The 24,649-nt window shown below is 60.5% G+C and carries 19 protein-coding genes; 16 read left to right on the forward strand and 3 right to left on the reverse strand.

Annotated elements, in window-relative coordinates; all coding sequences use genetic code 11:
* Nucleotides 1-117: 117 nt before the first annotated feature.
* Nucleotides 118-390 (reverse strand): DUF1652 domain-containing protein, encoded by a 273-nt coding sequence (locus N2A98_RS12445; protein WP_275623526.1) that lies wholly within the window; start codon nt 388-390, stop codon nt 118-120.
* A gap of 257 nt (nt 391-647) precedes the next feature.
* On the opposite strand from N2A98_RS12445, the gene N2A98_RS12450 reads away from it, so the two are divergent.
* The 6 genes from N2A98_RS12450 to N2A98_RS12475 all read left to right on the forward strand — a co-directional run bounded on the left by N2A98_RS12450 (nt 648) and on the right by N2A98_RS12475 (nt 5,997).
* Nucleotides 648-1,457 carry a helix-turn-helix domain-containing protein gene (locus N2A98_RS12450; RefSeq protein WP_003191139.1) on the forward strand — a complete coding sequence of 270 codons (810 nt, stop codon included), beginning with the start codon at nt 648-650 and terminating at the stop codon, nt 1,455-1,457.
* 49 nt (nt 1,458-1,506) lie between these two features.
* Nucleotides 1,507-2,913, forward strand: coding sequence for an FAD-dependent oxidoreductase (locus N2A98_RS12455; protein ID WP_275623527.1), 1,407 nt, complete (start codon nt 1,507-1,509; stop codon nt 2,911-2,913).
* Nucleotides 2,914-2,939: 26 nt separating this feature from the next.
* Complete coding sequence (locus N2A98_RS12460) at nt 2,940-3,281, forward strand: cupin domain-containing protein (protein ID WP_003191142.1); 342 nt, start codon at nt 2,940-2,942, stop codon at nt 3,279-3,281.
* 60 nt (nt 3,282-3,341) lie between these two features.
* The gene (locus N2A98_RS12465) at nt 3,342-4,421 is read left to right on the forward strand and encodes a polyamine ABC transporter substrate-binding protein (protein WP_069558124.1); all 1,080 of its coding nucleotides are present in this window, start codon (nt 3,342-3,344) and stop codon (nt 4,419-4,421) included.
* A gap of 312 nt (nt 4,422-4,733) precedes the next feature.
* Complete coding sequence (locus N2A98_RS12470) at nt 4,734-5,204, forward strand: M10 family metallopeptidase C-terminal domain-containing protein (protein ID WP_275623528.1); 471 nt, start codon at nt 4,734-4,736, stop codon at nt 5,202-5,204.
* 325 nt (nt 5,205-5,529) lie between these two features.
* Nucleotides 5,530-5,997, forward strand: coding sequence for a M10 family metallopeptidase C-terminal domain-containing protein (locus N2A98_RS12475; RefSeq protein ID WP_047710822.1), 468 nt, complete (start codon nt 5,530-5,532; stop codon nt 5,995-5,997).
* 2 nt (nt 5,998-5,999) lie between these two features.
* On the opposite strand, the gene N2A98_RS12480 is transcribed toward N2A98_RS12475, so the two are convergent.
* Nucleotides 6,000-6,785, reverse strand: a complete 786-nt coding sequence (locus tag N2A98_RS12480; protein ID WP_003191146.1) for a helix-turn-helix transcriptional regulator — start codon at nt 6,783-6,785, stop codon at nt 6,000-6,002.
* A 198-nt stretch (nt 6,786-6,983) separates the two neighbouring features.
* Here N2A98_RS12480 and N2A98_RS12485 point away from each other — a divergent pair, with 198 nt between their 5' ends.
* The 10 genes from N2A98_RS12485 to N2A98_RS12530 all read left to right on the forward strand — a co-directional run bounded on the left by N2A98_RS12485 (nt 6,984) and on the right by N2A98_RS12530 (nt 24,164).
* Nucleotides 6,984-8,348, forward strand: coding sequence for an APC family permease (locus N2A98_RS12485; protein ID WP_032897426.1), 1,365 nt, complete (start codon nt 6,984-6,986; stop codon nt 8,346-8,348).
* 9 nt (nt 8,349-8,357) lie between these two features.
* A complete protein-coding gene (locus N2A98_RS12490; protein WP_044273734.1) occupies nt 8,358-9,461 on the forward strand; it encodes a P1 family peptidase in 1,104 nt (367 codons plus the stop codon).
* A gap of 369 nt (nt 9,462-9,830) precedes the next feature.
* Entirely contained in the window at nt 9,831-11,264 is a 1,434-nt protein-coding gene (locus N2A98_RS12495) for a serralysin family metalloprotease (RefSeq protein WP_044273737.1), read from the forward strand.
* Between the two features lie 48 nt (nt 11,265-11,312).
* Nucleotides 11,313-11,681, forward strand: coding sequence for a protease inhibitor Inh/omp19 family protein (locus N2A98_RS12500; protein ID WP_003191151.1), 369 nt, complete (start codon nt 11,313-11,315; stop codon nt 11,679-11,681).
* A 100-nt stretch (nt 11,682-11,781) separates the two neighbouring features.
* Nucleotides 11,782-13,533: a type I secretion system permease/ATPase gene (locus N2A98_RS12505; RefSeq protein ID WP_047710824.1), complete on the forward strand. Its 1,752-nt coding sequence runs from the start codon at nt 11,782-11,784 to the stop codon at nt 13,531-13,533.
* The gene (locus N2A98_RS12510) at nt 13,530-14,843 is read left to right on the forward strand and encodes an HlyD family type I secretion periplasmic adaptor subunit (RefSeq protein WP_044273740.1); all 1,314 of its coding nucleotides are present in this window, start codon (nt 13,530-13,532) and stop codon (nt 14,841-14,843) included. Before N2A98_RS12505 ends, N2A98_RS12510 begins: the two co-directional genes overlap by 4 nt.
* A 2-nt stretch (nt 14,844-14,845) precedes the next feature.
* Nucleotides 14,846-16,186 carry a TolC family outer membrane protein gene (locus N2A98_RS12515; protein ID WP_003191155.1) on the forward strand — a complete coding sequence of 447 codons (1,341 nt, stop codon included), beginning with the start codon at nt 14,846-14,848 and terminating at the stop codon, nt 16,184-16,186.
* A gap of 125 nt (nt 16,187-16,311) precedes the next feature.
* On the forward strand, nt 16,312-19,269 hold the full coding sequence (locus tag N2A98_RS12520) for an autotransporter serine protease (RefSeq protein WP_275623529.1): 2,958 nt from the start codon (nt 16,312-16,314) through the stop codon (nt 19,267-19,269).
* A gap of 182 nt (nt 19,270-19,451) precedes the next feature.
* Nucleotides 19,452-22,559, forward strand: coding sequence for an autotransporter serine protease (locus N2A98_RS12525; RefSeq protein WP_275623530.1), 3,108 nt, complete (start codon nt 19,452-19,454; stop codon nt 22,557-22,559).
* Nucleotides 22,560-22,739: 180 nt separating this feature from the next.
* Complete coding sequence (locus N2A98_RS12530; RefSeq protein WP_275623531.1) at nt 22,740-24,164, forward strand: lipase; 1,425 nt, start codon at nt 22,740-22,742, stop codon at nt 24,162-24,164.
* Between the two features lie 121 nt (nt 24,165-24,285).
* On the opposite strand, the gene N2A98_RS12535 is transcribed toward N2A98_RS12530, so the two are convergent.
* Nucleotides 24,286-24,510: a YgdI/YgdR family lipoprotein gene (locus N2A98_RS12535; RefSeq protein ID WP_003191162.1), complete on the reverse strand. Its 225-nt coding sequence runs from the start codon at nt 24,508-24,510 to the stop codon at nt 24,286-24,288.
* Between the last annotated feature and the right edge of the window lie 139 nt (nt 24,511-24,649).

Here is a 24,649-nt window from a genome sequence, read left to right on the forward strand (position 1 = left end):
CCAGCGTGGTTTAACGGGGCGCCTGAGATCAAGATCACAAGCAGATCAAGATCAAGAGCGGCTCGCTTCGCATCGTGGTTACCGTTGGAGTGGGCCGCTATGGCCTGTTGCCCCGCCTCACGCCCGCAACGAAATCGGCGGCACAAAACTCTCCAATTCATCCTCCACGGCCTCGATGATGCGCTCCACATCAGCCGCGTTCATCACCGTGGCGCACGGGATCCCCGCGATGGCGATCAAGGTCTCGCCGCTGGCCCGGTCGAACAGGCGGGCGATCATGCTGCCGGGGGCGTCCATGCTGCCCTCGAAGCCCATCGGGTGACAGTGCCAGCGCATCAGCTGGCAGGCGTTGGGGAATGTCACTTTGCTCATGTTGCCCACCTTGTTCATTGAGCGCTTCCTTTAGCTCGCGGCAGGGGCCAGGACCTTCACTGGTCATGACAGATAAGGGCTTAAAAATAGCATTCGTTCGCAACTGCAAGGTGACTTTTTTGGGCCCGTTCAGCGGTTCTTTCGCCTAATTTTGATATGGATCATGTCCTACAGAGGAATAGGCAAAAGGCCATTAGTCAGGCGCTCGATTTGACTCTTGAAGAGGCGGGTAAACTTCGGCAGTCTCAAGTATTTTTTCCGCGGTAGAGCCCGATATGCCCGACATCGCTCCAGACGATGAGTGTCAGAATTCCCACGCTACCGGCGCGCTGGTGCTGCGCCATCACTTGTGCTGGCGCCATCGCGATCTGGATGGAGTGATGGCCTACTATCACCCCGAGATCCAGTACCACGATTTCTTCCAGAACCGTGTGGTGGGCTATGCCGAGTTGCGTGAGTACTTGCAGGCCAGCATGCCCCGTGAGGCAGACGAGGCGATTGAACACACTGATCGCATCCGCGCCGATGGCGATACGGCGTTTATCCAGTACCGCATTACCTTGCGTGGCGGCCAGGGCCTGGTGTCGTTTCGTACCAGTGAGGCTATTACCGTGCGCGACGGGTTGATCTGGCGGGTGAATGAATATGCGTCCCTGGTGCACGAGCAACCGACCCAGGCGCTGCGCCCGACGGTCAGCCGCCTGGGCCTGTCGCCCCAGCAATTGGGGTATATGGCCAATGACCTGCAACAATATTTCGAGCGTCAGCAACCGTACCTGGACCCGGAGCTGGACCTGCAGCGGGTCGCCAAGGCCTGTGGCTACAGTCGCAACCAGATGTCCTACCTGCTGAACCAGGTGCTGGGGCAGAGCTTCTATCGCTACGTCAACCAGGCGCGACTCCAGCATTTGCTGGCCGCGCTAGACTGCGCCACACCGCCCATCAAGGTGGATGATCTGGCCTTTGCCGCCGGTTTCAATTCACTTTCGGCGTTCTACAGCGCTTTTCGCCAGCACACCGGGCAATCGCCCAAGGCGTACCTCAAACAAATTTCTCTGCGTGCACGCGCGCAAGACAGTCCCTGACGCGGCGCTCTAGGATCGACCCTATCGAACCGAGGTAGGGGAACCTGGCATGCCGGCATGGCGCAGTATCAGTTTATGGATGGACCAACTGGACGACCCGCTGGTGGCGCGGCCGTCGCTGGAGCACGACCTGGACGTCAATGTGGCGATCATCGGCGCCGGCTACACCGGCCTGTGGACCGCCTATTACCTGAAGCGCCAGGCCCCCGAGCTGAAAATTGCAATCATCGAGGCGCAGACTGCCGGTTTTGGCGCATCCGGTCGCAATGGTGGCTGGTTGATGGGCAACCTCTTGGGGGAAGACCGCCTGCTGGCCGAGCTTGCTCCCCAGCACCGGCGCGCTTCGTTTGACCTGCTGCACGGTATTCCCGATGAAGTGGCCCAGGTGCTGGCCCGCGAAGGCATTGACTGCGATTACCGCAAAGGTGGCGCCTTGTATTGCGCCGCACGCTACCCCGAGCAGGAAGGCAGCCTGCGCCGCTATCTGGACAAGCTGTACGCCCAGGGCCTCACCGAAGACGATTACCGCTGGCTCAGCCCGCAGCAGTTGGCCGAGCAGGTCCGCATTGCCAAGCCTTATGGCGGCATCTATGCCCCCCACGTCGCGACCATCAACCCGGCGAAACTGGTGCGTGGCCTGGCGCGGGCCGTTGAGAACCTGGGTGTAGCGATCTACGAGAACAGCCCCGTGACCCATTGGCAGTCCGGCAGCCTGCGCACCGCCAAGGCCAGCGTGCGCGCGGCCTGGGTGGTGCCTGCTGTCGAGGGTTACGCCAACACCTTGCCGCCGTTGGGCCGCTACCAGTTACCGGTGCAGAGTTTAATCGTCGCCACCGAACCGCTGCCGGCCAGCACCTGGGAGGACATCGGCCTCAACCAGGGCCAAGCCTTTGGCGAGAGCAGCCGACAGGTCACCTACGGCCAGCGTACGGCCGACAATCGCCTGGTATTCGGAGCACGTGGTGGCTATCAATTTGCGGGACAGTTACGGCACAACTTCGACCTGACGGACAGTGAAGTGGAGTTGCGTCGCTACCTGTTTGGCGAACTGTTCCCACAGCTGAAGAAGGCCAGGATCACCCACTCCTGGGGCGGCAACCTCGGCATGTCGCGCCGTTTTCGACCGCACATGCTCTGTGACCACAACACCGGCGTCGCACTGTCCGGCGGCTATGGCGGGGAGGGCGTGGGCGCCACCAACCTCGGCGGCCGCACCCTGGCCGATTTGATCCTGGGGCGCGACACCTTGCTGACTCAACAACCTTGGGTTATTCGCGAAGGTGGCCTCAAAGCACTCAAACCCTGGGAGCCGGAGCCGTGCCGCTGGCTGGGCTACAACGCGATCATTCGCAGTTTTGTCCATGAAGACCAAGTCTTGGCCAACCCCAATACTGCGCCCTGGCGTCGCAAGCTGGCGACCGGCATTGCCGGTTTCATGGAAGGTTTCATGCACTAAGTCGTTCCACCCACAGGGGAAAACCCATGAGCATCACCCAATTCAAAGACACGCTGAACACCCCTCTGCCGGATTCATCACCGGTGGCGGCGCCCCTGGGCGAGCCCATCGCCGTGGCCTCGACCCTGAGCGTGGAGCGCAACGACGGCGTCGAGACCGGCATCTGGGCCTGTACGCCGGGGCGCTGGCGTCGGCAGATCACGTCCCAGGAGTTCTGCCATTTCATCCAGGGGCGCTGCACCTTCACGCCTGATAACGGGGAAACCCTGCACATACAAGCCGGTGACGCACTGATGTTGCCAGCCAATAGCACCGGTATCTGGGATATCCAGGAAACCGTGCGCAAGACCTATGTCCTGATTCTGTAACGCTTTGATCCTTGATCGCCTGCCATAAAAACAGCCCTAAAACCGCCAGGAAATCGAACCATGAAAGCCATTGCCCTGTTGCCCTTGATGTTGGTGGCCTCTATCAGCCAGGCCGCCGAAACCGTGAAGATCTATAACTGGTCGGACTACATTGCACCGGATACCACCAAGAACTTCCAGAAAGACACCGGCATCGGTTTCACCTATGACGTGTACGACAGCAACGAGACCCTCGACGGCAAGCTGATGACCGGTAAATCGGGCTACGACGTGGTGTTCCCCTCCAACCATTTCATGGCGCGGCAGATCCAGGGCGGCGCCCTTAAAAAGCTCGACAAGAGCCAGTTGCCCAACTGGAAAAACCTCAACCCGGTGCTGCTCAAGGCCCTGGAAAACAACGACCCTGGCAATGCCCACGGCTTCCCGTACCTGTGGGGTAGCACTGGCATTGGCTACAACATCGACAAGGTCAAGGCGGTACTCGGCGACAACGCCCCGGTGGATTCCTGGGACTTGATCTTCAAACCGGAAAACATGGCCAAGCTGCAAAAATGCGGCGTCGCCATCCTCGATAACGGCCCCGAACTGCTGCCTGCCGCGCTGAATTACCTGGGCTTGCCGCACCACAGCAAAAAAGCCGAGGACTACAAAAAGGCCGAAGCCCTACTGATGAAAGTGCGACCTTACGTGGCGTATTTCCATTCCTCGAAATACACCGCCGACCTGGCCAACGGCGATATCTGCGTGGCCGTCGGTTTCTCCGGCGACATCCTGCAGGCCGAAAGCCGCGCCAAGGAAGCCAAGAACGGCGTGAATATCGGCTACAACATTCCCAAGGAAGGCGCGGCAATCTGGTTCGACATGGTGGCTATGCCCGTCGACGCGCCGAACGAAAAAGCCGGCTATGCCTTCATGAACTACCTGCTGCGCCCCGACGTGATGGCGAGTATCACCAACTACGTGCACTACGCTAACGGCAACGCGGCGGCCGACAGCTTGGTAGACCCGGCAATCAAGGCCGATACCAAGGTGTATCCAAGCGCGGAAATGATGGGCAAGTTATTTGCACTGGAAGCCATGCCGTTGAATATCGACCGGGTGCGTACTCGGGTTTGGAACACTATTCGCACTGGGCGATAATTCTTACCTTTCGTGTGCTGGCATAGAGTGTTTTTTTAATAGTGTGGACTTAATTAAGGTGTCCGCATAATCAAACTGCCATGCCAGTACACTGCCATTGAAATAAATGTTCTCAATAGGGAGCTCTTTCGGGATTGTTAAGTCACTATCAGGTTGATAGGGCGAATGAACGGTTGCGAGATATGTACAGTGTCAGTTTCTTGAAATGATGTGTTAAAGATAATGGCTGGGAGATGAGGGGGGAATGTGAGAGCGTTGCGTACTGAAATATGCGTAGTACTTCAACATAAAACTGACTAAAGGGTTATCAATATGACGACATACGCCCCCCTTCCTATCGGTGGAACCTGGACCTCATCGGCCTCTCATACTCCCGTATTACGGGGGGGGAGCGGTGCTGAACGGCTTGTCGCCGTCCCCGGCGAAGCGTCTGTGCTTATCGGGCGGGGAGGCGCTGACCATTTATGGGGAGCGTGGGGTGCAAATACCTTCAAGTATGAAAAGCTCTCCGACTCCTCTCGCACTAACGAAGATGTTATCTTTAATTTTGATCCTGGAGAGGACAAAATTGACGTATCAAAACTGTTAAAAAAGTACAGGGTGAAAGAAGTCAGAATTCAGGATGAGCCGCCCGAGAAAATAGGTGATGTACAGATTACACATAGTCCCTTTGGCGACAGTAGACTAACAATCAAAGTACGCCCCCATGGGCCGGACTTCTCTGTTCGTATTGATGCCATGAAATTGTTGCCTGAGCATATCGATTTCTTCAGTCGTCGTTAAAGTCTTGGTTGATGCCAAGTCGATCAGGTAAGCCATACCACTGAGTATCGATCACGTGGGTGCTCGGGTAGGGAATGCCATCCGAACGAGGAGATGATCAGCTGGCGGTCACATTTATAAGCCGCTGGCTTGAAGTATAAGCCAGCATCCCTGGCGCCCAGATGATAAATGCGCTATTGGCGGTAACCTTGATAAATAATGACGTCATATTTAAGACATTTAATGTCAAGTATTTCGAGTGAAAAGTGTTATTGCCTGCGTGAGAGATTTCGATCCGCAACGCGTAACACTTTTACATACACTCACTCTCTGACAGGTGACTTATATGTCCTCAATAGAAAGCCTTCCCACTGGCGGCACGTGGACCCATCCGGAAAACAGCCCGCCGACCTTGCGCGGCACAGACCAGCGTGAGCGCCTGGAAGCCAAGCGGGGCGAGCCCTCGGTGCTCATCGGCGGCGGTGGTGCCGACCAGTTGGTGGGGCGCCAAGGTGAGAATATATTCAAATATGAAAAAAGCACCGACTCGCTTAGCGATGATCCAGACACTCTCTTGAATTTCAACCCCAAGGAGGATGAAATCGATGTGTCCGGAGTATTAAAAGACAACAATATCTCAGCCATTAATATTCAATCTGGCCCGCCCGTGGACGTGGGGGATGTGCAACTGACCCATGAGTTTGGCGTGAGTACTTTGAATATCAAGGTCACCCCTGAAGGGCCGAATTTTTCTGTACGCGTTGATGGCGTAAATTTATTGCCGCAGCATATTAATTTCTTTCATTCGGATTAAGCCTATGGATTCTCCAGGTCATGGCCCAACGACTGAATGAATAGGGAAAACAACTCCGGCTGCGACGAGATGTCCAGCTTGGCGTACAAATGCCTGCGGTGCACTTTTACCGTGTCCGGTGAGATCTTCAGGCGTTCGGCCATGGCCTTGGAGGAGAACCCACGCAACACCAGCCGGGCGATTTCCAGCTCGCGGTCCGACAGCACACCGCTGCCGAAATGACTCAGCGCATCGCGAATCTGGCTGTCCATGGCCGGTGCCCGCTGGGTGCTTTGCTGCCAATGCTGCTGCATGAGCGGCAACACCCAGGCCGACAGCGTGGTCAACAGCCCGGTTTCTTCAAAGCTGAAGCGCCGCTGCATGCCCAGTGACAGCGACAGTGTGCCGGCGCCAGGCAATTGCAGGATCAATTGCACTTCGTCTTCCAGCACGTTGTCGTGGAAATAATTGAGGAAGTACTCACTTTGGCGAAAATGGTCCGGCGCCACTTCCTCCAGGCGGTATACGCCGCTGGCATAGTGCTCGCGGCAGGCCTGGTAGAACGGGTCGAGCAAGTACAGGCCGTTGAGGTACACCAGCATCGATGCCGGTTTGCTGCTGGGTTGCGCGTCGTACTCTTCCAATGCCTGAGGCGGGCCATCCAACGGGTAGAAAATCGCCAGGGCATTATCGAAAGGCAGGCATTGGTGCAACAACAGTACCAGCTGCTTCCAGAACCGCTCGGTGCCGATCTGAGACAAGGTGCGGCCCAACCCCGCATGCATACCCACTTCCCGGAACAGGCTCATCCAACCATCCCCACCCTAAAATGATCGGCCAAGGGTTAGGCTTCTGGCGAGCACCGTCAAGGGGAGTACGCCAATAGGGGAATTGGCCGACAGGCCCGCCAGCCGATAACGTCGTCACTGTCTAACGGGAAGCATATCCCGAGGAAAATCATTTTTCGTTTCTGCCTCACACCAAAAACAACGACAGAGGATAACGATATGAGTGCTACCCCCGCGCCCGATGGCGTGCTTAAGCCCACCCTGAGCGTCTTTGATGTCGTGGCCATTACCGTTTCAGCGGTAACGCCGGCCAGTTCCGTCTTTGTGATCGCCCCGTTTGCCATCCAGCAGGCGGGCAGTGGCGTGTTTCTGGCGTTTGTGATGGCGGCGTTGCTCGCGTTGATGTTCGCCTTCTGTTACGCCGAACTCGGCCGCGCCCATAACAGCGCTGGTGGCGAGTACGTGTATGCCAAGCGCGTATTTGGCGGCATGGCTGGTTACGCCACCTTCCTGACGGTGCTGGTGATGTTGCTGTTTATCCCGCCGGTATTGGCCACCGGTGCGGCGACCTATCTGAATAACGCCCTGGGCACCCAGTTCGACGCGCAAACGGTCGCCCTGGTGATCGTGGTGTGCAGCTACGCCCTGGGCATCCTCAATATCAAGCTCAACGCCTGGATTACCGGCACTTGCCTGCTGTTGGAAGTGGCGGCGTTGCTGGTGATTGTGGTGATCGGCTTCGGTAACCCGGTGCAGCCGGCCAGTGTGTTGTTGCAGCCCCAGATCGTCGAAAACGGCGTGTTGCACCTGGCACCCTGGGCCTTGGTGATCGGCGCCGTCGGTATCGGCCTGTTCTCGTTCAACGGCTACGGCCCGGCGGTGTTGCTGGCCGAAGACATGAAGTGCGGCGGCAAGGGCGTGCACAAGGCGGTGCTCTGGTCCCTGGGGTTGGTGGTGGTGATTGAGTTGGTGCCGATCACCGCACTGTTGATCGGCGCGCCGTCCCTGAGCGAGATGATCAGCAGCCCCGACCCGATCGGCTACCTGTTGACCAGCCATGGCAATGAAACCCTGTCGCGGTTGGTGAGCGCCGGGATTTTCCTGTCGGTGTTCAACGCGATCGTCGCCATCGTGATCCAGATTGGCCGGGTGGTGTTCAGCAGCGGTCGCGATGCGCTGTGGACGCCGAGTATCAACAAGCTGTTCACGCGTATCCACCCGCGTTGGGACTCACCGTGGCTGGCGACGCTGTTTCTGGCGATCCCTTCGGCGCTGTTGAGCTTCAGCTCCAACCTGGCCGACCTGACCTCGTTCAGCGTGTTGCTGATCATGCTGGTGTACCTGGTGGTGGCGCTGAGCGCGCTGATGAGCCGGGTGCTGTTACGTGATCGCGAGCATCCCTATCGCATGCCGTTATGGCCGCTGCCGGCATTGCTGGCGGTGCTCGGTGCCGGTTACCTGCTAGTGACCTTGATCCTGGAGGCGTCGGTACGCGACATCATGATCATCATCGGCTTGCTGGCCCTGTCGGTTATTTTGTATTGCATCAGTGGCCGGTTGAGTCCGGCGTTTCAGAAACTGTAAGGAGTGGGTATGCGTGCACGTCAATTGGGCATCACGTTGGGGCTGGGCATGCCCGGCGAATTGAATGCCATCACCGATGTTCCCGGGGTTCGCGTCGGCCATGCCACGCTCAAGGCACAGGTCGACGGCAAGCAGGTGCGCACCGGCGTTACGCTGATCCAGCCGCGTGCCGGGGAAGCGCGGCATCAACCGTGTTTTGCCGGCTACCACGTGCTCAACGGCAATGGCGACGCCACGGGGCTTGAGTGGATCCGCGAGGCAGGGCTGTTGACCACGCCGATGGCCATTACCAACACCCACAGTATCGGGGTGGTGCGCGACAGCCTGATCGCCCTGGAGCGCGAGCGCCTGGCGGACCCTGCGGTGTACTGGTGCATGCCGGTGGTCATGGAAACCTACGATGGACTGCTCAACGATATCTGGGGCCAGCACGTGCGCCCAGAGCATGTGCGCCAGGCCCTGGAGCAGGCTGAAAGCGGGCCGGTGCAGGAAGGCGCGGTGGGCGGTGGCACCGGCATGATTTGTCATGAGTTCAAGGGCGGCATCGGCACCGCGTCACGGAGGTTGCCAGCGGAGCAGGGCGGCTGGACCGTCGGCGTACTGGTGCAGGCCAACCATGGCAAGCGCCAGGAGCTGCGGGTCGATGGCTACCCGGTGGGCCGTCATTTGATGGACATTGCTTCGCCCTTTGCCGAGCAAGGTACCCCAGGCATGGGCTCCATCGTGGTGATCATCGCCACGGACGCCCCCTTGCTGCCCCACCAGTGCCAGCGCCTGGCACAGCGTGCGTCCATCGGCATCGCGCGCACCGGTGGCGGCACCGAGGATTCCAGCGGTGACCTGTTCCTGGCCTTTGCCACCGGTAATCAGGATTTGCCACCGGCCGACTATGGGCGCAAGGACCTGCCGCTCAGCACCGGCTTGCAGATGGTCAACAATGATCATATTTCGCCGCTGTTCAGCGCGGCGGCAGAGGCGGTGGAGGAGGCGATCATCAACGCCATTCTGGCGGGTGAAGACATGACCACCCAGGACGGCGTCAAGGTGCCGGGCCTGGCTGGCGAAACCCTCTTGGCGGCGTTGAAACAGTGTGGCTGGAGTATGTCCCGGTAATGGGGGACAGCGCACTTTAATAGTGCCGATAGTGGCTCTTTAATGTTGCTAATGACACCGTGACAATATATTGGATCCATTAATCAAGTGGGCCGCTCACTTAGAGTGGCTTTACTTGTATTTAATATTTAAATAGTGCTGTGCGCCGATTCGGCCACGCAAACGCAACGGCCCCCAATAAACACTGCGTGGGACTTCTGCAACTTGAACCTGCGTCACAATTGTGCGATGGAAATAGATGTAGACGAAAGATTTCAAGTTGTGTCAGTTTTCTTACGCCTTCAAAAGAGGTGAGTGATAGGACTATCCTCGCCCGCGAGGTTCCTATCGAACAAAGACTGATGCACTTGCAAACAAGGAAGTACGTTTATGTCAAAAGTAAAAGACAAAGCTATTGTATCTGCCGCGCAAGCCAGCACTGCTTACTCGCAAATCGATAGCTTCAGCCATTTGTATGACCGTGGCGGCAACCTCACGGTCAATGGCAAACCGTCCTACACCGTAGACCAGGCAGCGACCCAGCTGCTGCGGGATGGTGCTGCGTACCGGGACTTTGATGGCAACGGCAAGATCGATCTGACCTACACCTTCCTCACCTCGGCTACCCAGAGCACCATGAACAAACATGGCATCTCGGGGTTCAGCCAATTCAACACCCAGCAGAAAGCACAGGCCGCACTGGCCATGCAATCCTGGGCGGATGTTGCCAACGTGACCTTTACCGAAAAGGCTTCCGGCGGTGACGGCCACATGACCTTCGGCAACTACAGCAGCGGCCAGGACGGCGCCGCGGCCTTCGCTTACCTGCCCGGTACCGGTGCAGGCTACGACGGCACTTCGTGGTACCTGACCAACAACAGCTACACGCCGAACAAGACCCCGGACCTGAACAACTATGGCCGGCAGACCCTGACCCACGAAATCGGCCACACCCTGGGCCTGGCTCACCCTGGCGACTACAACGCCGGGAACGGCAACCCGACCTATAACGACGCAACCTATGGACAGGACACGCGTGGTTATAGCCTCATGAGTTACTGGAGCGAGAGCAACACCAACCAGAACTTCAGCAAAGGCGGCGTCGAGGCTTACGCTTCCGGCCCGCTGATCGATGACATCGCCGCGATCCAGAAGCTCTACGGTGCCAACTTCAACACCCGCGCCACGGACACCACCTACGGGTTCAACTCCAACACCGGGCGTGATTTCCTTAGCGCCACGTCCAATGCCGACAAGCTGGTGTTCTCGGTATGGGACGGTGGCGGCAACGACACCCTGGACTTCTCCGGTTTCACCCAGAACCAGAAGATCAACCTCACGGCCACCTCGTTCTCTGATGTGGGCGGCCTGGTGGGCAACGTGTCCATCGCCAAGGGCGTCACCATCGAGAACGCGTTCGGCGGCGCGGGCAACGACCTGATTATTGGTAACCAAGTCGCCAACACCATCAAGGGCGGGGCCGGCAACGACCTCATCTACGGCGGCGGCGGTGCGGACCAACTGTGGGGCGGCGCGGGCAGCGATACATTCGTGTACGGTGCCAGTTCCGACTCCAAGCCAGGGGCTGCGGACAAGATCTTCGACTTCACGTCCGGTTCGGACAAGATCGACCTGTCTGGTATCACCAAGGGCGCGGGCGTGACTTTCGTCAACGCCTTTACCGGGCATGCCGGCGATGCTGTACTGAGCTATGCCTCGGGTACCAACCTGGGCACCTTGGCCGTGGACTTTTCCGGGCACGGCGTGGCGGATTTCCTCGTCACCACCGTTGGCCAGGCGGCTGCCAGTGACATCGTAGCCTGATGTAAAGCGCGCGGCGCTTCGGCGCCGCGCTCCTGGCTGGAGTTGGATATGCCACGTTTTTCCCCTTTGATCGCCTGTGTTGTGCAGGTGTTGTTCGTGTCGGCAGGAGCCCACGCAATGGCTAGCAGTCTTGTATTACCCACCTCCGCGCAGCTTGCCGGGCAGTGGGAGCTGAAGCAGCAGGATCAGGTGTGCGTGCTGAAGTTAGTGGAGCAAGCCAATGCCCTTGGGGGCGATATCGCTTGTGCCGAGCAGTGGCTGGGCGACAAGCCGCAGACATGGTCACCCACGCCGGATGGTATCTGGCTGTTTAACGCTGAAGGCTCAGGGATCACCCATTTGAATCGCCAGAAAGAGGGCGACTATCAAGCTCGCACTAAAGCTGGCGAAGTTGTAACGTTGCAACGTAAACCTTAATTAAAAGTTATAAGCATATAACTCGATTTGTTAGGCGGCCGTACCCTACTGGGTAGGGGTGACCCTTTTGCGTAATTCGCTGCAAGGAAAAACAATTAATATGGCGAAGTCCCATGGGGTGGCGCCCTTATTCAGGGCGCTGGGTGAGTACAAGAGTATTTTGATCAGCGTTGGCTGTTTCACGGCATTGATTAACCTATTAATGCTGGTGCCCTCGATTTACATGCTGCAAGTGTATGACCGTGTGTTGTCCTCCCAGAATGAAACCACCCTGGTGATGTTGACGCTGATGGTCGTGGGCTTCTTTGCGTTTATCGGCCTGCTGGAAGTGGTGCGCAGCTTTATCGTGATCCGCATTGGCAGCCAGTTGGAGCGACGGTTCAACTTGCGCGTGTACAAAGCCGCGTTCGAGCGCAACCTGCAGCGCGGCCAGGGGCATGCCGGGCAATCCTTGGGCGACCTGACCGCTCTGCGCCAATTCATCACGGGGCCGGCGCTGTTCGCGTTTTTCGATGCGCCGTGGTTCCCGATCTACCTGTTCGTGATTTTCCTCTTCAACGTATGGCTCGGCGTGCTGGCCACGGCGGGCGCGGTGCTGTTGATTGGCCTGGCGTGCCTTAACGAATACCTGACTAAAAAGCCATTGGGTGAGGCCAGCGGTTATTCGCAGCAGTCCACCCAACTGGCCACCAGCCATTTGCACAACGCCGAAACCATCCAGGCCATGGGCATGCTCGGCGCGCTGCGCCAACGCTGGTTTGGCGTGCATTCGCGGTTCCTGGGCTTGCAGAACCAGGCCAGCGACACCGGTTCGATCATCACCTCCTTAAGTAAATCCCTGCGCCTGTGCCTACAATCCTTGGTGCTGGGCCTGGGCGCCTACCTGGTGATCAAGGGCGACATGACCGCCGGGATGATGATCGCAGGCTCCATCTTGATGGGCCGCGTACTCAGCCCCATCGACCAATTGATTGCGGTGTGGAAGCAATGGAGCTCGGCCAAGCTGGCCTACCAGCGCCTCGACGAGCTGCTGCGCGAATTCCCGCCAGAGGTCGAGCACATGGCCTTGCCGGCGCCCCACGGCCAGGTCAGTTTCGAGCAGGTCAGCGCCGGCCCACCGGGGCGACGCATGGCCACCCTGCATCAGGTCAGCTTCAACCTGGCCGCCGGTGAAGTGCTGGGCGTGCTCGGCGCGTCGGGCTCCGGCAAGTCCACCCTGGCCCGCGTGCTGGTGGGCGTGTGGCCGACCCTGGCCGGTACCGTGCGCCTGGACGGCGCGGATATTCACCGCTGGAACCGCGACGACCTCGGCCCGCATATCGGTTATTTGCCCCAGGACATCGAGCTGTTCAGCGGCAGCATTGCCGACAACATCGCGCGCTTTCGCGAGGCCGACCCGGAGCTGGTGGTCAAGGCCGCGCAACAGGCCGGTGTGCATGAATTGATTCTGCGCCTGCCACAAGGCTACGACACCGTGCTGGGCGACAACGGCGGTGGCTTGTCCGGCGGCCAGAAACAACGGGTGGCCCTGGCCCGCGCCCTGTACGGCGGACCGCGCCTGATCGTGCTGGACGAACCCAACTCCAACCTCGACACCGTCGGCGAAGCCGCATTGGCCAGCGCCATCGTGCAGATGAAGGCCCAGGGCAGCAGCGTCGTGCTGGTCACCCATCGCTCCTCGGCACTGGCCCAGGCCGACAAATTGCTGGTGCTCGGCGAAGGCCAACTGCAAGCGTTCGGGCCCAGCCAGGAGGTGCTGCGCGCATTGTCCGGGCAGCAGGAAGCGCCGAAAGAAAAAACCGGTGTCAGTTTCAGTCGTCAGTACCAGGCCGGAAGGAATCCAGGCGCATGAGCAGCCTTACCGTTGAACCTCAAATCAAAGAACGCGATGCCGGCTTTTTCGTAAAAATGGGCTGGGTGATGACCATTGTCGGTGCCGGCGGGTTTTTCCTCTGGGCCAGCCTCGCACCGTTGGACCAAGGCATCCCGGTCCAAGGCACCGTGGTGGTGTCGGGTAAGCGCAAGGCGGTACAAACCTTCAGCCCCGGCGTGGTCAGCCGCATCCTGGTGAAAGAGGGCGAACTGGTCAAACAAGGCCAGCCACTGTTTCGTCTCGACCAGACCCAGAACCAGGCCGATGTGCAATCGCTGCAAGCCCAGTACCGCATGGCCTGGGCCAGCGTGGCGCGCTGGCAGAGCGAGCGTGACAACCTCTCCAGCATCACCTTTCCCGCAGAACTGAGCGCCAATCCCGATCCAGCCCTGATGCTGGTGCTGGAAGGCCAGCGCCAACTGTTCAGCAGCCGTCGCGACGCGTTTGCCCGCGAACAAGCCGGGATCCGCGCCAGCATCGAAGGCGCCACGTCACAGTTGAGCGGCATGCGCCGTGCGCGCAGCGACCTGACCGCCCAGGCTCAATCCCTGCGCGCGCAACTGAGCAACCTGCAACCCTTGGCCGACAACGGCTACATCCCGCGCAACCGGCTGATGGACTACCAGCGCCAGTTGTCCCAGGTGCAGCAGGACCTGGCGCAAAACGCCGGTGAAAGCGGCCGGATAGAGCAGGGCATTGTCGAATCGCGGCTCAAACTCCAGCAGCACAGCGAGGAATATCAAAAAGAGGTGCGCAGCCAATTGGCCGACGCGCAACTGCGCAGCCTGACCCTGGAGCAGCAATTGACCTCCGCCGGCTTCAACCTGCAGCACAGCGAAATCAACGCGCCGGCCGATGGCATCGCCGTCAACCTCAGCGTGCACACCGAGGGTGCGGTGGTGCGCGCCGGTGAAACCCTGTTGGAGATCGTGCCCCAGGGCACGCGCCTGGAAGTAGAAGGGCATTTGCCCGTGCATCTGGTGGACAAGGTCGGCACGCACTTGCCGGTCGATATCCTCTTCACCGCCTTCAACCAAAGCCGCACGCCACGGGTGCCGGGCGAAGTCAGCCTGATCTCCGCCGACCAGATGCTCGATGAAAAAACCGGGGCGCCGTATTACGTGCTGCGCACCAGCGTCAGCGAGGCGGCGATGGAAAAACTCAACGGCCTGGTGATCAAGCCCGGCATGCCCGCCGAGATGTTCGTGCGCACCGGCGAGCGTTCCTTGCTCAACTACCTGTTCAAGCCGCTGCTGGACCGCGCCGGCTCTGCGTTGACCGAGGAATGAGCATGAAGCCAGTGTTCATTTCGCTGTTACTGGTGTGTGGCAGTGCCCAGGCGGCCATGGGGCCCTTTGATGTGTACGAGCAGGCGCTGCGCAACGACCCAGTGTTCCTCGGCGCCATCAAGGAACGCGACGCCGGCCTGGAAAACCGCACCATTGGCCGCGCCGGCTTGCTGCCGCGGCTGTCCTACAACTACAACAAGGGCCGCAACAACTCCGAAGCGCACCTGCCTGACGGGCGCGGCGGCAGTTACCGCGACGACCGCAACTACAACAGCTACGGCTCGACCTTCAGCCTGCAACAGCCGTTGTTCGACTACGAAGCCTATGCCAACTACCGCAAGGGCGTGGCCCAGGCGCTGTTTGCCGATGAAAGCTTTCGCGACAAGAGCCAGGCGTTGCTGGTGCGGGTGTTGAGCTATTACACCCAGGCGCTGTTTGCCCAGGACCAGATCGACATCGCCAGGGCCAAGAAGAAGGCCTTCGAGCAACAGTTCCAGCAGAACCGCCATCTGTTCCAGCAAGGCGAGGGCACCCGCACCGATATCCTTGAAGCCGAGTCGCGCTACGAGTTGGCCACCGCCGAAGAGATCCAGGCCCTGGATGAGCAGGACGCCTCGCTTCGGGAACTGGGCGCGTTGATCGGCGTGCAAAGCGTCAACATCAACGACCTGGCACCGCTGAACCAGAGCTTCGCCGCGTTCACCCTGACCCCGGCCAACTACGACACCTGGCATGAGTTGGCATTGACCAACAACCCGGTGCTGGCTTCGCAGCGCCAGTCACTGGAAGTGGCGCGTTATGAAGTGGAACGCAACCGCGCCGGGCATTTGCCGCGCATCACCGCGTATGCCACCTCGCGCAAGCAGGAGTCCGACAGCGGCAACACCTATAACCAGCGCTACGACACCAACACCATCGGCGTCGAAGTGAGCATGCCGCTGTATGCCGGTGGCGGTATCTCGGCCTCCACCCGCCAGGCCAGCCGCGCCATGGAGCAGGCGGAGTACGAGCTGGAAGGCAAGACCCGCGAAACCCTGATCGAACTGCGTCGCCAGTTCAGTGCGTGCCTGTCGGGTGTGAGCAAGTTGCGCGCCTATCAGAAAGCCCTGGCATCCGCCGAGGCGCTGGTGGTGTCGACCAAGCAGAGCATTCTCGGCGGCGAGCGCGTCAACCTCGACGCGCTGAACGCCGAACAGCAGCTGTACAGCACCCGCCGCGACCTGGCCCAGGCGCGTTATGACTACTTGATGGCCTGGACCAAATTGCACTACTACGCGGGCAACTTGCGCGACACCGACTTGGCCAAAGTGGACGAAGCCTTCGGCCCGGATGGAAAACTGTAGGAGCGAGCTTGCTCGCGAAAAACGTCAACGATGACGTGGACATCCTGGCTATATGCGGTGCCAGTGAGTTCTTCGCGAGCAAGCTCGCTCCTACAGGGGGAATAACAATAATAGGGAGTGTGCACATGATCACCGATTCACCGCGTTTCAAACCCTTCACCGCAGGTTCTTTGCTGCTGCTGTCCGTTGCGGCACAGGCGCAATACACCGAAACCGGCCAGCCGGGTAACCCTGCCAGTTGGCGCTCGGCCGAGTACCAGAGCGACTGGGGCCTGGGCCGTATGAAAGCCGATGAAGCCTACGCCGCCGGGATCAGCGGCCAGGGCGTGAAAATCGGCGCGCTGGACTCAGGGTTCGATGCCAATCACCCCGAAGCCGCCAAAGACCGTTTCCACCCGGTCACCGCCACGGGCACCTATGTCGATGGCAGCGCCTTCAGCACCACCGGCGCGCTCAACCCGAACAACGATTCCCACGGCACCCACGTCACCGGCACCATGGGCGCCGCCCGCGACGGCGTGGGCATGCATGGGGTTGCGTACAACGCGCAAGTCTTTGTGGGCAACACCAACGCCAACGACAGCTTCCTGTTCGGCCCCACGCCAGACCCCAAATACTTCAAGACCGTGTACACCGCACTGGTGGATTCCGGCGTGCGTGCCATCAACAACAGCTGGGGCAGCCAGCCCAAGGACGTCAGCTACCAGACCCTGGACAACATGCATGCGGCGTACGCCCAGCATTACAACCGTGGCACCTGGCTGGACGCGGCCGCGGACGTGGCCAAGGCCGGTGTGATCAACGTGTTCAGCGCCGGCAACAGCGGCTATGCCAACGCCAGCGTGCGCTCGGCCTTGCCGTATTTCCAGCCGGGATTGGAAGGCCATTGGCTGGCCGTATCCGGGCTGGATAAAGCCAATAACCAGAAATACAACAAGTGCGGCGTCGCCAAGTACTGGTGTATTTCTACCCCCGGCGCGCTGATCAACAGCACCATTCCCGACGGGGGTTATGGGGTGAAATCCGGCACTTCGATGTCGGCGCCCCATGCCACTGGCGCGTTGGCGCTGGTGATGGAACGTTATCCCTACATGACCAACGAGCAAGCCTTGCAGGTGCTGCTGACCACCGCCACCCAGCTCGACGGCTCGATCACCCAGGCGCCCAACGCCATCGTCGGCTGGGGTGTACCTGACCTGGGCCGGGCGATGCACGGCCCAGGGCAACTGCTCGGGCCCATGGAGGTCAACCTGGCCGCCGGGCAGGGTGACGTGTGGAGCAACGGCATCTCCGACCAGGCGCTCATCCAGCGCCAGGCCGAGGACCGCGCCGAACACAGCGCCTGGCAGCAAACCCTGATCGACAAGGGCTGGCAAAACGGCGTGGGCGCGACGGCCAGCCAGCAGGACCAGACCGACTACGCCATCGGCAATGCCCGCGACCAGGCCGCCGCCAACCGCGTGTACGAGGGCAGCCTGATCAAGGCCGGTGCCGGCAGCCTGGTGCTCAGCGGCGACAGCACCTATCGCGGTGCGACCCTGGTCAACGGCGGACTGTTGGCCGTCAATGGCTCGCTGACGTCGGCAGTGACGGTCAATGACAGCGGCACCCTGGGTGGTTCCGGACGTATCGCCGCGTTGTCGGTAAACAGTGGCGGCCGTGTGGCGCCAGGCAATTCGGTGGGTACATTGCAGGTGGCGGGGGATGTAAACCTCGGCGCCGGCTCGACCTATGCCGTGGAACTGACGCCCACCAGCAGCGACCGCATTGTCGCCGGCGGCCAGGCGATTCTGGGCGGCGGTACCGTCACGCTGGCGCTGGAAAACAGCCCCACCTTGCTCAGCCAGAGCGAGGCCCAAAGCCTGATTGGCCGGCAGTACTCGATTCTCGAGGCGGCGGGCGGCATTCAGGGCCAGTTCGGGCAAGTGCTGCCCAACTACCTGTTCCTCGGTGGCACCCTGGACTACGCCGCCAATGCCGTGCAACTGAATGTGGGGCGCAACGACGCCAGCTTCGCCAGCGTCGGCGCCACCCGCAACCAGCGCAACGTCGCAGCCGCCGCCGAGCAATTGGGCGCCGGCAACCCGGTGTATGAAAGCCTGCTGCAGTCGCAATCGGTTGCCGTGGCCCAGCAGGGCATGCAGCAACTGTCCGGGGAAATCTACCCGGCTGTGGGTGCGATGCTGATCAACGACAGCCTGCAACTGCGTAACGCCGTGGGCGAGCGCCTGCGCCATGTGCCAGTGACCGGTGAAAGCAACCTGTGGTTCAAGGTGCTGGGCGCCTGGGGCAAGACCGACAGCCGCACTGAAACGGCGGGGTCCACCACCTCCATCGGCGGCCTGTTGGCGGGTCTGGACGGCGCGCTGGATGAGCAGACCCGCGTGGGTGTGGTCGCCGGCTACAGCGACAGCTCGCTGAATATGGGCAGCGGTACCCATTCATCGGCGTCCATCGACAGCTACCACTTTGGCGCGTACGCCGGGCGCGAGCTGGGTGACTGGCGCCTGAGCGTCGGCGGTGCCTACAGCTGGCATCGCGGCGATGTGAAGCGCGACCTGCAATGGGGTGATGTCAGCGGCAAGCAAAAAACCAAGCTGGACGCGACCACGGCGCAAGTCTTCACCGAAGCTGCGTACCGCATCCGCCTGCAAGCGGTTGCCCTAGAGCCGTTCGCCAACCTGGCTTACGTGCATCTGAACAGCGAGTCCTTCCACGAGAAAGGCGATGCCGCGGCCCTGGAGCGCGGTAGCGACCGGCGTGACGCGGTGCTCAGCACCCTTGGCGTACGTGCCCTGAAAACCCTGGCTCTCAATGACCACCAGCAACTAGACCTGTCCGGTTCGTTGGGCTGGCAACACAGCCTGACGGCGGTGGAGTCCGAAGAACACCTGGCGTTTGTCGCAAGCGGCCCTTCATTTGCCGTGCGCAGTGCGCCATTGCTGCGCGACGCTGCCTTGGTGGGCGTGCAGGCCAGCCTGGCGCTGAATGCATCGACACGGGTCAACCTGGATTACAACGGCCAACTGGGTGGGCGCGCGAAAACCCAGGGCGTTGGCTTGAGCCTGAACTGGCAGTTCTAAGCACACCCGCGAACTTGTAGGTGCGAGCTTGCTCGCGAAGAACTCACAGGCGCCGCGTTGATACAGGAAGCCCGCGTTATTGTTGACGTTTTTCGCGAGCAAGCTCGCTCCTACATTGAAGCGGCGTTGTTCTGGAGTAAGTGATTTACACACGTGCAATAAGAAAACTAAGGAAGGTCACCGTGAAAAAACGCAAGTCAGGGTTAACTACCGCCATCCACACAGGCCCGGGCTATCCGCTCAAGGCGCTGAGCTGCGTGCCATATGGCGCGTTGTTGTGTTGCCTGGCAAGCCTGGGGACCGCCCAGGCTGCACCCTATGTGGAAACCGGCAAACTGGGCGACGCCGCCAGCTGGCGCAGCAATGAGTTCAAGGCCGACTGGGGCCTGGGCGCCGTGCACGCCGACACCGCCTATGCGGCTGGCTATACCGGCAAGGGCGTCAAGCTGGGGATCTTCGACCAGCCGGTGTACGCCCAGCACCCGGAGTTCGCCAGCCCTGACAAGGTGGTGACGATTGTCACCGAGGGCATTCGCCAATACACCGACCCGTATATCCCGGTGAAGGCCGGCGACGCGTTCCGCTACGACGGCACGCCGTCCAAGGACTCCAACGGCAAGCTGGGTAACCACGGCACCCACGTCGGCGGCATTGCGGCCGGTAACCGCGATGGCGGGCCGATGCATGGCGTGGCGTTCAACGCACAGATCCTCACCGCCGAAAACGGTGACCCGGGGCCGGAAGACGGGATCATCCTTGGCAACGATGGCGCCGTGTACAAGGCCGGTTGGGATGGGCTGGTCGCCAGTGGCGCACGCATCATCAACAACAGTTGGGGCATCGGCATCGGTGATCAGTACGCCAAAGGGGGCCGTGATCCGGCGTTCCCCAACTTCACCGTCAATGAGGCCCAGGCGCAGTTCAATACCATCCGGCCGATCCTTGGCACCCTAGCAGGTGGTGCGTACCAAGGCGCCATCGACGCGGCCCGCAGCGGTGTGCTGACCATCTTTGCCGCAGGCAATGACTACAACCTCAACAACCCGGATGCGATTTCCGGCCTTGCGTATTTTGTGCCAGAGATCGCGCCTAACTGGCTGTCCGTCGCGGCCCTGCAGCAGAACCCGAATACCGCAAGCCCCGATCCGTATGTGATCAGTACTTTCTCCTCGCGTTGTGGCTATGCGGCGAGCTTTTGCGTGTCGGCACCCGGCACCAAGATCTACAGTTCGATCATCAACGGTACCGACCCGAGCAACCTCACCACCGACTGGGCCAACAAAAACGGCACTTCAATGGCCGCACCCCACGTGGCAGGCGCCGCAGCGGTGCTGATGGAACGCTTCCAATACATGAGCGGCGACCAGATCTCCACCGTGCTCAAGACCACCGCCACCGACCTCGGCGCGCCGGGCATCGACTCGCTGTACGGCTGGGGCATGATCAACCTGGGCAAGGCGGTCAACGGCCCAGGGATGTTTATCACCGCCGAAGATATCCCGGCCGAGTTCCGTATCGACGGTGCCTACGGCAGCGGCCAGTTCGTCGCGGATTTGCCGGGTGTCGGGGCGGTGGTGGATGCCGGCAAACCCACCCAGCGTGTGTGCGATGACCTGCACTGCGGCCGGGATGTGTGGAGCAACGACATCTCGGGCCATGGCGGCCTGACCAAGCAGGGCATCGGTACCTTGGTGCTCACCGGCGCCAACACCTACAGCGGGCCGACGCGGGTCAACCAGGGCTTGCTGGCGATCAATGGTTCGGTTACCTCCGACGTCACGGTGAGCCAGAGCGGCGTGGTCGGTGGTTCGGGACGTATCGGTTCGCTGAGCGCGAACAGCGGCGGCACCGTGGCGCCGGGCAATTCTATCGGCACCTTGAACGTGGCGGGCAACGTCAACTTTGAACCGGGCTCGACCTACGCGGTAGAGCTGTCGCCCACCAGCAGCGATCGTATCGTCGCCGGCGGCACGGCCACCCTCAACGGCGGCACCGTGACCCTGGCCCTGGAAAACAGCCCGACCTTGTTGAGTGCCACCCAGGCCCAAAGCCTGATCGGCCGTCAGTACAACATCCTGCAAGCGGCAGGTGGCGTCACCGGCAGCTTCGCGGCAGTGGTGCCCAACTACCTGTTTGTCGGCGGCACCTTGAACTACGCCGCCAACGGTGTGCAACTGGATGTGGCACGCACCAACAGCTTCGCCAGTGTAGCCGCCACGCCGAACCAGCGCGCCGTGGCCGCCGCCGTCGAGCAATTGGGCGCGGGCAACGGTGTGTATGAAAGCTTGCTGCTGGCACCCACGGCCGCCTCGGCCCAGGGCGCGTTCCAGCAACTGAGCGGCGAGGTTTACCCGGCGCTGGAAACCGCGCTGGTCAATGACAGCCGCTACGTGCGCGAAGCCGTGGGCGAACGCCTGCGCAACGGTGAAATGGGCGCTGCCAGCCAAGCCATCGACAGCCGTGGCAACGTGTGGGTCAAGGCACTGGGCGCATGGGGCAAGACCGACAGCCGCAACGACACCGCGGGCTACACCACCTCCATCGGCGGCATGCTAGCCGGTGTGGACGGCGCCCTCGATGAGGCCACACGCATTGGCCTGGTGGCCGGCTACAGCGACACGTCGCTGAACATGGGCAGCGGCACCCACAGCCGCGCTTCGGTCGACAGCTACCATTTCGGCGCCTATGCCGGGCATGAAATCGGCGCCTGGCGCCTGAGTGGCGGCGCGACCTACAGCTGGCACCGCGCCGATGTCAAACGCGACCTGCAATACGGCGACGTCAGCGGCAAGCAAAAGGCCAAGGTCGATGCCCACAGCACCCAGGTGTTCACCGAAGCTGCGTACCGCATCAACCTGCAACCGCTGGCCCTGGAGCCGTTCGCCAACCTGGCCTACGTGCACCTGGCAACTGACAGCTTCAAAGAGAAGGGCGACGCCGCGGCGCTGAAAAGTGGCGACGACAGCCGTGACCTGGTGCTCAGCACCCTGGGTATGCGCGCCTTGAAGACCTTCACTATCAACGACCATCAGCAACTGGAAGTCTCCGGCACCCTGGGTTGGCAGCACAACCTGAGCAGCACCGATTCGGAGCAGCACCTGGCGTTTGCCTCGGGCGGCCCGTCGTTCACGGTGGAAAGTGCGCCGATGGTGCGCGATGCGGCGTTGGTCGGGGCCCGGGTCAGCCTGGCCTTGAGCAAGGATGCGCGGGTGAACTTCGATTACAACGGCCTGCTGGCCAGCAAAGAGAAGGTGCACGGCGTCGGCTTGAGCCTGGACTGGGCGTTCTAAAGTTTTGAAAAACCACTGTAGGAGCGAGCTTGCTCGCGAAAAACTCAAGTGCGCCGCGTTCCTTCAGGTAGAACGCGTCATGGTTGACGACCTTCGCGAGCAAGCTCGCTCCTACAGGTGGTAACGGATAACAGGTGTTTTGGCTTTCTCTACAAATCCAACAACAGAGAGGCACTACCAATGGGTATCTTTGACTATAAAAACCTCGGTACCGAGGACTCCAAGGCGCTGTTCGCCGATGCCATGGCGATCACGCTGTATTCCTACCACAACCTGGATAACGGCTTTGCCGTCGGCTACCAGAACAACGGCCTCGGCCTGGGCTTGCCCGCCACGCTGGTCAGCGCGCTGATTGGCGGCAGCAACGCCCAAGGGGTCATCCCCGGCATCCCCTGGAATCCCGACTCGGAAAAAGCTGCCCTCGACGCGGTGCAGAAAGCCGGCTGGACGCCTATCAGCGCCAGTACCCTGGGCTACAGCGGCAAGGTCGATGCGCGCGGCACCTTCTTTGGCGAAAAATTCGGCTACGGCACGGCGCAGGCCGAGGTGCTGGGCAAGTACGATGACGCTGGCAAGTTGCTGGAACTCGGCATCAGTTTTCGCGGCACTTCGGGGCCTCGGGAAAGTGTGATCACCGATTCCATCGGCGACGTGATCAGCGACCTGCTCGCCGCCTTCGGGCCCAAGGATTATGCCAAGAACTACGCGGGCGAGGCCTTCGGTGGCTTGCTCAAGAACGTGGCGGACTATGCCAGTGCCCAGGGCCTGGGCGGCGATGACGTAGTAGTCAGCGGCCACAGCCTGGGCGGCCTGGCGGTCAACAGCATGGCCGACTTGAGCGACAGCACCTGGTCAGGGTTTTATAAGGACTCCAACTACGTGGCCTATGCTTCGCCGACCCAAAGCGCCGGCGACAAGGTGCTTAACGTCGGCTATGAAAACGACCCGGTGTTCCGCGCCCTGGATGGCTCGTCATTCAACCTGTCGTCCCTGGGCGTGCACGACAAACCCCACGAATCGAGCACCGACAACATCGTCAGCTTCAACGACCACTACGCCTCATCCCTGTGGAACGTGCTGCCGTTTTCCATCCTCAACCTGCCCACCTGGGTCTCGCACTTGCCCACCGGTTACGGCGACGGCATGACCCGCATCCTCGACTCGGGCTTCTACGAGCAGATGACCCGCGACTCCACGGTGATCGTCGCCAACCTGTCCGACCCTGCACGGGCCACCACCTGGGTGCAAGACCTCAACCGCAATGCCGAGGCGCACAAGGGCAATACCTTCATCATCGGCAGTGACGGCGACGACCTGATCAAAGGCGGCAGGGGCGCGGACTTTATTGAAGGCGGCAAGGGCAATGACACGATCCGCGACAGCAGCGGGCATAACACGTTTTTGTTCAGCGGGCAGTTTGGCAACGACCGGGTGATTGGCTATCAGGCGACGGACAAGCTGGTGTTCAACGACGTGGCGGGCAGCACCGATTACCGCGATCACGCCAAAGTGGTGGGCGGGGATACCGTCATTAGCTTTGGTACGGATTCGGTGACGCTGGTGGGTGTGAGCAGTCTGTCGGGGGAGGGGATAGTCATCAGCTAACGTATTCGGTGTGGGAGCTGGCTTGCCTGCGATGGCGGCGGTCGAGACAGCCATGCGGTGACTGACAAATCGCTATCGCAGGCAAGCCAGCTCCCACATTTGATGGGGTGTTGCTAGATGATCATTTTTCCTTACGCACGGTGGCCACATCATCGGCCTTTATACGAATACGCTTGCCGGCAATATCGGTGAACTCGTAGAAGCCATCGGCCGTTTTGGCGTTAGGCGTGTCCTTGGTCAAATATTGCGTGCCATTTTGCAAGGTCACTACGGTTTGCGTGGAGCAACCGGCCAATACCAGAAAAGTGAGTGCAACCAGTGGCAGACCCAAATTCTTCATGTTCATAACCCTTACCTTTAACCCTGAAAAGTCCCGCAGCGTCTGGCTGCGCGGCCATAAATATTACTTGATCAACCCCCTCATCAGATTGTTTTTTTGCAAAAAGTTGCAGGCGCCATTTATCTATTACTGATTGCAACAACCG

It is taken from the genome of Pseudomonas sp. FJ2-5-13 (assembly GCF_029201605.1).
Taxonomy (GTDB): Bacteria; Pseudomonadota; Gammaproteobacteria; order Pseudomonadales; family Pseudomonadaceae; genus Aquipseudomonas; species Aquipseudomonas lactis.